Consider the following 9,535-nt stretch of genomic DNA (forward strand, 5'->3'; position numbering starts at 1 on the left):
CAGAATCAACGGTATGAAGTGCTTATGCACTTCCCCGGGTATGAAGGTTCTCCGTGTGGCCTACTGGGCTGCGGGATCAAAAACGGAAACTGAATGGTTCTGTCAAGGACTATTGAAATAATCCAATACGGTGTTATGCAGAACTCCATTTGTTGCTATGAGAGACACGGTATCTTTCGTAATGGCTTGTCCTTGTATATCTGTTATTTTCCCACCCGCTTCCCTCACAATAACAGTGATGGCGGCGATGTCCCAAATACTGATCGCCGCTTCAACGACAGCATCCGCTCTCGCAGATGCCACGAGATGATACATGTAGAAATCGCCGAACCCTCTGGTGCGTGCGGCGTCGTTGATGAGATCGTAAATCCCGGGAAAAGTGCCTTTTTCTACAAACCACTTCAGTCCACCGTGGCATACCATTGCGTCTTTGGGTTGCGTTACACTGGAAACGGTTATCGGTTCGCCGTTCAAGAAAGCACCCTTCCCTGCTTCGGCGTAGAGCAGTTCATTCAAAAGTGGTGCGTTGGAAACGCCGAGGATGAGTTCTTCGCCTTTCATCAAGGCAATCTGTGTGCCGAAGATCGGAATTTTTCGGATGTAATTCTTTGTGGCATCAATCGGATCAATGATCCAAACATAAGGGGAATCTCCTTCTTCAATGCCATATTCCTCGCCTAAGAACCCGTGGTCGGGGAACGCCTGTTTGATGGTCTCACGGATGACTTTTTCCGCCCCTCTATCGGCGAGCGTGACGGGCGTTTCGTCGGCTTTCATTTCCACCTTCATGGCATCGCCGGCATAGTAAGCGGTGATGATTTCTTCAGCGTTTTTCGCCGCTTCCAACGCGACGGTTAAAAATTGACTCATTTAATTATTCCTTGCGGTTCGGTCAGGTAAATTTGATAACTAAAGTGCCTTTACGTAGATCTAAGGGAAACACCCAAGCAAAAACCCCTCCGCTCCGCTTACGGGCTACGCCTTTAGATTTAACGAACACCTCTTTGTCGACTGCTGATTACTGACGGCTGACTGTCAGCTGCCACATTCTAACGGAGTGAAATTGCGGGACAATAAATTCGCTTCCATTCGCGGTGCCACCACACGCCTTCCGAGCGTTTCGTTGCGAGATCCGTAAAGCGATACTCGTAGAGGGTTGCACGGACATACTGTGGCGGCGCGTTTGGGAACGGGTTTTCTGCCAACAATTGTAGCACTTCAGGCTTGCCTTGTAGCAGTGCTCCCATGAAATTGAGGAACCACGGTGTCCTTTGATAACTGCCTTGTAAGGCAGCAAACCACATCTGCCAATCGAGGCGTGGTTGATGCGGCGCAACCCATTTTGGCGCAACATCCAAGTTTCCGGGTTTCCACCGAAATTGGTAAGTTTCCCATGCGATCCGATCATTGCTACCTTCAACGATAATTTCCGGGCGCGATTCCGTCATATCCGCGAAGAGTCCGTAGGTGTTCACACTCCGAAACGGCGCGATCCAAGCAACATCTGGAAACCTTATCTCTCTGAAGAGTTGTCCACCGAACCGGATGCCGCTCAGCAGTAAGAGAAGCGTTGCCACGGTCGCTATGCCGATACGTCTATTATATCGGTGGAGAGGTCGTTCGATGAAGCGAATCGTAGGCATTAATCGTTTCGGGAGCAGACCTTTCCACGTCACATCGTCAATCAATAGGAGGCATAGCGCAATTGTCAATAGGTTGAAAAAACAGTAGTTCCCCGTTAAGATGATGAGGGCTTGCAGACCGACGAATCCAATACATCCGGCATTCCTTAAACGTCGCGGTGCAAATATCAGGAACGGGATGCCCAGTTCAGCCGCGAACATGCCGATGACCGAGACTTTCTGGAACCATTCCGGTAACTGATGCACATACCATCCTAACGATGTCGGCAACGGTTGTGTTTCATAATGGAAATTGAGAGCCGTCAGGTTCCGCCACACCTCGTCACTGGCGAGTTTAACGAACCCGGAGGCAAACATCAGGCGGAACAGAAGCCAACGGAAAAGCCATAAAAACGCCGCTGAGGGCTGAGACGCTCGTGTGAACCTTTCCCGTAGTTGCAATGGCGCGAAGAAGATTGCCAGAAAGCCTGCCTCTAAGAGCAAGACATCCCATTGGAAACTCAAAAAAACTTGTCCGACTGCTACAAGCGACAGATAAAACGTCCACAAACCGACTAAGGCGAATGTGGGGACAAACCCCGCGATTAAGACCAAGGACAGCATCACACCACCCGCGCACAAGAAATTGAGGCAGGCATCCGAGGCGTTCAACCAGAAAAGCGTCGGAACGAGGAAGTAGCCTTCTGTCCCAATTTGCTGACGGACAGCCTCCACATACTGATCTGCTGGCAAAATCCCATTGCTCCCAACGAGTCCGTGAATCTGGATCCACAAGGACACAAAAGCGATGAGGTAGATACAACCGAGTCCACGCAGGAACAGCCACCTCGAAAAACAGAACGCTGTTCTCTCTGTGTGTGTTCCCCATAACCATCGCGTCATCGCGGAGAAAAACGGACGATGGTGTGCAATGAAACGGTAGACTCCTTCGGACACGCTCGCGAACCCCGGCAAACGGTAGTAACACCAGAGAAACAGACCGTTGTTCAAAGCGCGTAAGACAGCCTCTGCCCCGCTTAAAACCGTCCCATTCTGAAGTATTAACTGGACTGAGCTCTCAAACGCTGAAAGGGGTATCTCTGGGAATTGTGTTGCTACCTCTTGGTAAGGTGCATAGTCAACGCGGTCACCGGTGACGTGCTGCCACTGGGCAATCCAATATCGGCAAAAGTCGCAGGCGTTATCGTAAACAAGGAGGGGTTTGCTGCTTTGTGATTGCATCAAAATTCCCGACGAGTTTTGCTCAATCCATTGGACATTAACATTGGGAGAAGATTAACACCATGCCTGATGAATTTTGGAGATAGCTTCCACAATCTGATCCATATCGGTTTCTGAACTGAGGAAGAGATTTTGGAAAAGCCACACGCTCTGCTCACAGACGGATGCTGCGTTTGGGCACGGCAACGATCGGATGAGGTGCGGGTATTTCTTCGCGACGTGTGCCATTCCGGGTTCTTCCGAAAGCGGGGAACGGTACCCGATAGAACACGGAATGCCTTCGGCGGACAGTGCGTCCACAAATTCCTGTCGCGATTTACCGCCAAATCCTTGGGGGTCATACTTCAAGCAGTAGAGATGATACCCGTGTTTGGTAACCCACGGGGCAAGTTTCGGCGGTGTGATACCGTCAATCGCTCTCAAAGCGTTAGAGAGATAGGTTGCGTTTCGATTGCGGAGATCGGTTTGTGTCGCTAACAGTTCCAATCGGACGAGTAATATTGCAGCGAGATACTCTGAGGGACGGTAGTTCCATCCGAGTCGCGGATACTCCCATCGCGCTCCACCGGGCGCGCGTCCGACATTCATGAAGGCACAGACCCGATCGTGAATATCTTTGTCGTTTGTGGTAACCATACCCCCTTCACCGGAAGTCAGATTCTTTGAGGCTTGGAAACTAAACGCGCCGACATCGCTGAGTGCCCCGACCTTTTTCGTCTGATATTCCGCCCCGTGTGCCTGTGCACAGTCCTCAATAATTGCGAGGTTATGGCATCGGGCAATCTCTCGTAAAGCCCCCATATCTGCCGGGTGTCCACCGAGATGAACGGGCAGAATCGCCCGCGTTTCTGGACCGATAGCCGCCTCCACTGCTTTCGGATCGATCGTGAAGGTGTCCGGTGAGATGTCCACAAATACAACGGTGCATCGGCGTTCCAACACGGCGCTTGCGGTTGCGACGAAAGTATAGTTCGGGACGATAACCTCGCCACCATCGCTAAATCCATCAAGATCCAGCGCGGCAGCTAAAGCGGCACTGATGGAATCGGTCCCGTGTGGCATAAAGAGGGCGTAATTGGTTCCAGAATACTGTGCATATTGCGCACCAAAACGTTCAATCATCGTGCCACCGGAGCCTTCATCCGCACTCAGGTACACTTCACGGAGCAGCGGCTCAACTTTTGACTCCCACTCTTCAGTCGTGGTCAGTGGCCATGAGGACCACGGCTGGCTTTCTATATTTCGGACAGGCGTGCCGCCTGAAATCGCTAATGGGTTAGACATGTTTTTAATTTTCCTTGCGGTCAAATAACGTGCGTTAGAACTCTTGCGTGCCTTTCTTAAGTCCGCCTGCGCCGTTGTTGCAGGCTACCGGCTCCGTATTTTATTTTTTGATTTGGCATCGGGATTGAGGATTTGCGCGGTTTTTCTCTTTCGACGCTTGCACCACTGATGAGGTGTCACGGATTGTCGTAGGGAGACGCTTCAGAGTTTCCCACTAAATGGTAGAGATACCGCATGTGGATGTCCGCTATCTGTTTTAGCGAATGGGCTTTCCATCTTCATCTACATATACAACTTCCCAGCCCTTTGGGACCACCCCAGTATTCAAAAGGTTTAATCTTTGTCTTTCGGAAAGTTCCGATCCTTCAACTGAGAAAATCTCTCCAGTCTCCGAACTCGCCACAGAACGTGTTGTGTGCCAGATATTCGCGGTTGATTCCGTTTTTTGGACGTAGATTCTTCCTGGCACTTGGGGCAGGGCGTTTTCACCTACCACAATCCACTTGTCTATTTCAGGCGTGACTCGGTCCACTTCCGTGAGTACCTCAACAGTCTGATGCATAGTGTATTGCTCCATTCTTGCCTTGGAATCTAACTTCAAGTAACATCCAACAAAGACAACTCCGAGGATGAGCAAAAGTAGAAAAATTCGCACAGTATATCTCACGGTTTCCTCTCCTTCCGTATAGCGTTTGTCGATTTTCTACAGAATATACACAATTCTCGAAAAAATTACAAGAAAAAAATAGTATATTTGACAATCGGGTGATGGATGTATACAATTAATGAAAATCAAACTTTTAATATTGACTGAAAAGGAGTCAAAAATTGAGAAATTTTCTGCTAATACTACTGATTATAGGGTTCGCCGCAATCTGCCTTACGGGTTGTGAGCGACCTATGACAAAACCGATGATGGATGCCGTCACACCGACTGATATGCCGACAATGGATGACCCAGAGACGTTTGCAATGACCTTGGTTCAAGGTGCAGTCGATCTTTACAAAACAGAGGGTCGCGAGGCAATAATAGCCTACCACAACAGTCCTGCGAGTATTAATGGACAGTGGTATGTGTTTATTACAGATGAGAACAATATCTATCTCGCGCATCCGGTGAAACCTGAATTCGTCGGTAGAGATATAACCCAGATTCCTGGAATTGATGGCACACTTATCGGTGTTGAGATTGCCATGGCGACGAGCGATGGACGCTGGACCGAGTATCTGTGGCCCAATCCTGAAACTAACAAATTAGAACAGAAACGCACGTGGTCCATCCGACACGATGGCTATCTCTTTGCCGCTGGATATTATGAACCGTGGGGTCCGGATCCCGCAACGCTTCCAGCGGTCTCGAAAGAGGATCCAGCGGCATTTACGTATGCTATCATATTGGCGGCAATTGCGCGCTATGAATTTGAAGGACTCGAAGCGACAGCAACTTATTACAACGATCCAGCCAATATTGATGGACAGTGGTATGTGTTCATCACTGGTGAACATGATACGTTTGTCGCGCATGCGCCAAGACCAGACTTCGTAGGGACTGACCTTAAGGATGTTATAGGTCCTGATGGATCACCGGTTGGTGTAAATATTGCAAAAGCGACTGGCATCGGTCTCTGGATTGAGCACCTGTGGCCCAACCCTGAAAGTGGCGAGGTAGAGTCGAAACGCACATGGGCAATACGACACGACGGCTACATCTTCGGGTCTGGGTACTACGAACCCGCATCCGAAGAAACTACGCCATAGGTGTCAATTTAGGGGTTTCGGGGTCCCGTAGGTTGGATAGAGCGGAACAGAAAACAGAGAGGTGAGTGTTGCAAATACCTCTGAAATCCGACCTGTCGGCATACCCACTCAAGAACGCAGCGAAACCCAACTTCATACTGACAGTGGTGCGGATATCTCACAAGGAAAGTGTTGGGTTTCACTCGGTATTTTATCAATGCCAGGTCTCTGGAAATAACTTTGTTTTTCTTTGATATTCACGTTTTTGGTCGCATCCGTTCTACCCAACCTACGATGATGTTTTCACTTCACCAGAGACGAATTAAATGAAACTTAGGAGTAATCTCCGAATCACGACGAGACGAAGCACATTGATAATGTTTTTGCATGGATGTTTCCGCAGGAATCGAAGTTTCCTCCTACAATTCGATAATGTATCAATAATGTAATGTTAACGGTAATCCGTTCATCTATTCTCTCAGATTAGCGGTTCGTCACTAATTGACGGATTGCATCTACCGCTGTTTCTGTATCTCGGAGCAGTTTGTTCGATCCCTTGGAAGCGAGCGTATTGGCGATGTGGGTTTCTAAGCCGTCGAGTCTGCATCGGGTCACAATGGAATGTTCTTCCATATACCGATAGACCTGATATCGCTTCGGGAGTCTCGCTTTTTCTTCTGACAGCATGAGAACGACAACGCTGCGTCCGCTGCTTGCTGCCTCACACACCATTGAAAAACTATCCGCAGTGACAATAAGCAGGTCGCTTAAGGCGAGGATGGCTTGGTAAGGGTCTTCAAATTCTGAAAACGTATCAGGTGAAATAAAAAATGGGCACCAGTCGGCGTGTTTCAGGGTTGATACCAAATGTTCGGTTACATCGGGTGGTGTTCGGCGGGAGGTCGTCACCAATACCTGCGCGTTCATCTTTTCAGCGGTTACCTCGCAAATCTCGCTGAGCCATTCCGCATCGTCTATCGTGATGGTTTCATGGCGATCTGTCCCACCGAGCAGAATACCAATACGCGGACAGTCCGATAGGTTCAGTTCACCCTCCAATTGTTTCCGTTTGGCATCGAGTAGGTTTGGCGAAATAGGGTTTGGCACGCCGATGGTTCGGCAAATATTGTCTTTGTTCGATGCATCGTGCCAAGAGATCATTGGAAGGATTGCGAGGTCAAAATATTGGGTGCCGACGGGTGACGGTCTACGACACGTAACCGTCATAGCACGAAAGATTCTGCCGAGGAGTAGATTCACCGCCGCGACAGATGAGCCTGTTGAGAGGATAATATCAGCGGTTTGGTGTTCGAGCAGCGCGTTGTAAGACTCAGGGGTAAGACTCCACCGCAGGAGTGTGTGGAGGACGGATATGGGAAGTGGCACCCCTCCGAACATACACATAAAAACGCGAAGGAGGTTATCACGCCATTTGCGACGAAATTGTATCTCAAGCCATGCCGTTTGGCATTCAGGCATTTTTTCGACGATGCCTAAGGATTGCTTGTAATGCCCCGGTTTCTTGTCGCTTAGGATAACAACTTTCATTTTTTAATTTCGGTAAAAACCATCAAAGCACAAACTCCGTCATTTCTCCGCAAGGTATCATTATAGTAAAGCCCGTAATTACTTATACACTTAAAGATGGGCGAGGATACAATCCTCGCCAGCGGCGGTGGGGTGTTTGTTCCCTGACGAGCTGTAAACATATTTTTCGATTTTACTAAAATAAGGAATATTCGATCAGTTCTGTTACGTCGTCTGCGTTTTCGACTTTAACAATACCTACATGCGGGGCAAACCATAGCGTCTGATCCGCTTGAATCGTCTCCTCTCGGTTTGGTATTCTATCCGATACGTTTCCTCAAAGTTTCCAGCAGGCGTTTCCAGTGGACTTGCAGCAGCCACTTTCGCTTTGACACTTATATGTGCTTCAAAGGGTATTTGGAGCAGTAGGAGATTTTGCAAAACGATGTTTCCGCTGACCTTTACATTAAGTGCGTCCCACTGGAAATTGGGAACCAATGGTATCTGGAAAAACACAAGTTCGGGATGCGCGAACGGCTCTACTGCAACAGTCAGTTCCAACCCAGCGAATTCATCCTGCGCGGCTTTCGGAAGTTCGGCTTGAAGGTAGTCGGTTATTTTTTCACTGACTGTGAAAAGGACCTCGTTTGGTGTAACCCGATAATATGTAGAATACAGGAAATCGAGTTCGACTTCGGCAAGTGGGGGTGTATCCTTGAAGATCCGATAGTCTTTCCCCTCAATATTCGCCTCGTCACTAATTTCCCGTGTCCATTGGGATCCATCAGAATTTCTGTAAATCCATCGGCTTCCAATAGCATCGGGAAAATAGGTTGGCATCTGTTCCATCGGGGCAGGTGTTTCATCTGAACCGCATCCGAACAGAATAAAAAAAGCACACAGAATCAGAAAAGTCGGTCGCATTTTATTCCTTCAACGCCTCAGCTACCAGTTTTCCTAATTTTCTGCCTCTCGCTTGCTTAGAGATCAATATGCCGTCTTTATCAATGAGCCACGGTGCCGGTATTCCGCGAATACCATACTGTTTTGAGATCGGGCTTTGCCATCCTTTCCCGCTGAAAACCTGTTGCCAAGCGATGTCGTTCTTTTCCAGATAATCTCGTAATCTCTTTTCACTGGTGTCAAGGCTAATCCCGATAATGTCAAATCCTTCGTCCTTATACTTATTGTAAACCCGCTTGACGTTCGGCATCTCCGCAATACAGGGACCACACCACACTGCCCAGAAGTCGAGCAGAACGACCCTTCCACGATAGTCTTGCAGTGAAATCGGGTTCCCGTCGAGGTCTGTCGCGGTGAAGTCAGGCACAGGTTTCCCGACCATCGCTATCACGGGTTTCGCCTTTTGTTGGTGTTCCTTTGCCTTGTCGGTATCTCCTGATTTCTGAAAAATTTCAGCGAGTTTCTCGAGAATGCTGCGATCTTTGGGATTCTTCTCCTCACGTTCCTTAAAAAGTTGAAGGACATCTTCATCTCGATCCATCATTTCAAGCATGTCAACGAGGGCAAAAAAATCGCGATCGTAGTCGGGATCCATGACCGATTTGAATTGGGTAATAAGGGCATCGACATCTCCGTCTCTACCGATTTTGATATAGAGACGCGCAAGCGCAGGATAGACATAACACGATAAACTTGCATTGTCTGGTTGCTTCTGAAGTCCTGCTTCCAAAGCGGTAACGGCTTCCGCTTCGGTCTCATATAATTGTTCGGGTTGAAGTTCCCAGAAACTGTTGGATTTAGAGACCTTATAGGAGAAATTCAGGTTTAAGCAGTCGAAATCCTGATTTGGATGGTGCCGACACCGCACAAGCGGCACAACATCTCCATAGATGAGTCGTCTGTCAGTGATTCGGTCGCCGCGGTATTCAGGATGAAACTGGTAGCCGTAACTCACAGGCATATTCGGGTCGATGTTCCGAGACATAACAGCCTTGCCATTCATTTTATCTGAAGGACATATCAGGATGTCTGGATCTGGTAAGTATTTGGGATGGTGGAGATCCGAGAGCCACTTCGGATAATCACCTGTCTCTTTTTCATAGATTTGAATTGACTTCCCTATCGCAATTAAATTTTGCGTGCAAATTTCGATGTTTTTT

Annotated in this window: 8 protein-coding genes; 1 reads left to right on the top strand and 7 read right to left on the bottom strand. The window is 48.5% G+C overall.

Going from position 1 to position 9,535, the window contains the following annotated elements; translation table 11 throughout:
* Positions 1-102: 102 nt before the first annotated feature.
* The 4 genes from J4G07_10790 to J4G07_10805 form a co-directional block, all read right to left on the bottom strand.
* The gene (locus J4G07_10790; GenBank protein MCE2414485.1) at positions 103-870 is read right to left on the bottom strand and encodes an inositol-phosphate phosphatase; all 768 of its coding nucleotides are present in this window, start codon (positions 868-870) and stop codon (positions 103-105) included.
* A gap of 179 nt (positions 871-1,049) precedes the next feature.
* Positions 1,050-2,864 (bottom strand): lipase maturation factor family protein, encoded by a 1,815-nt coding sequence (locus tag J4G07_10795; GenBank protein MCE2414486.1) that lies wholly within the window; start codon positions 2,862-2,864, stop codon positions 1,050-1,052.
* A 54-nt stretch (positions 2,865-2,918) separates the two neighbouring features.
* Complete coding sequence (locus tag J4G07_10800) at positions 2,919-4,148, bottom strand: DegT/DnrJ/EryC1/StrS family aminotransferase (GenBank protein ID MCE2414487.1); 1,230 nt, start codon at positions 4,146-4,148, stop codon at positions 2,919-2,921.
* A gap of 256 nt (positions 4,149-4,404) precedes the next feature.
* On the bottom strand, positions 4,405-4,815 hold the full coding sequence (locus tag J4G07_10805) for a hypothetical protein (protein ID MCE2414488.1): 411 nt from the start codon (positions 4,813-4,815) through the stop codon (positions 4,405-4,407).
* Between the two features lie 161 nt (positions 4,816-4,976).
* On the opposite strand from J4G07_10805, the gene J4G07_10810 reads away from it, so the two are divergent.
* On the top strand, positions 4,977-5,906 hold the full coding sequence (locus J4G07_10810; GenBank protein MCE2414489.1) for a cache domain-containing protein: 930 nt from the start codon (positions 4,977-4,979) through the stop codon (positions 5,904-5,906).
* A gap of 462 nt (positions 5,907-6,368) precedes the next feature.
* Here J4G07_10810 and J4G07_10815 read toward each other — a convergent pair whose 3' ends face one another.
* The 3 genes from J4G07_10815 to J4G07_10825 form a co-directional block, all read right to left on the bottom strand.
* Positions 6,369-7,433 carry a mitochondrial fission ELM1 family protein gene (locus J4G07_10815; GenBank protein ID MCE2414490.1) on the bottom strand — a complete coding sequence of 355 codons (1,065 nt, stop codon included), beginning with the start codon at positions 7,431-7,433 and terminating at the stop codon, positions 6,369-6,371.
* 237 nt (positions 7,434-7,670) lie between these two features.
* Complete coding sequence (locus J4G07_10820) at positions 7,671-8,336, bottom strand: hypothetical protein (protein ID MCE2414491.1); 666 nt, start codon at positions 8,334-8,336, stop codon at positions 7,671-7,673.
* 1 nt (position 8,337) lies between these two features.
* On the bottom strand, positions 8,338-9,535 hold a 1,198-nt coding region (locus tag J4G07_10825; GenBank protein ID MCE2414492.1), incomplete at its 5' end, for a redoxin domain-containing protein.

The sequence above is a fragment of the Candidatus Poribacteria bacterium genome (assembly GCA_021295715.1).
GTDB lineage: Bacteria > Poribacteria > WGA-4E > WGA-4E > WGA-3G > WGA-3G.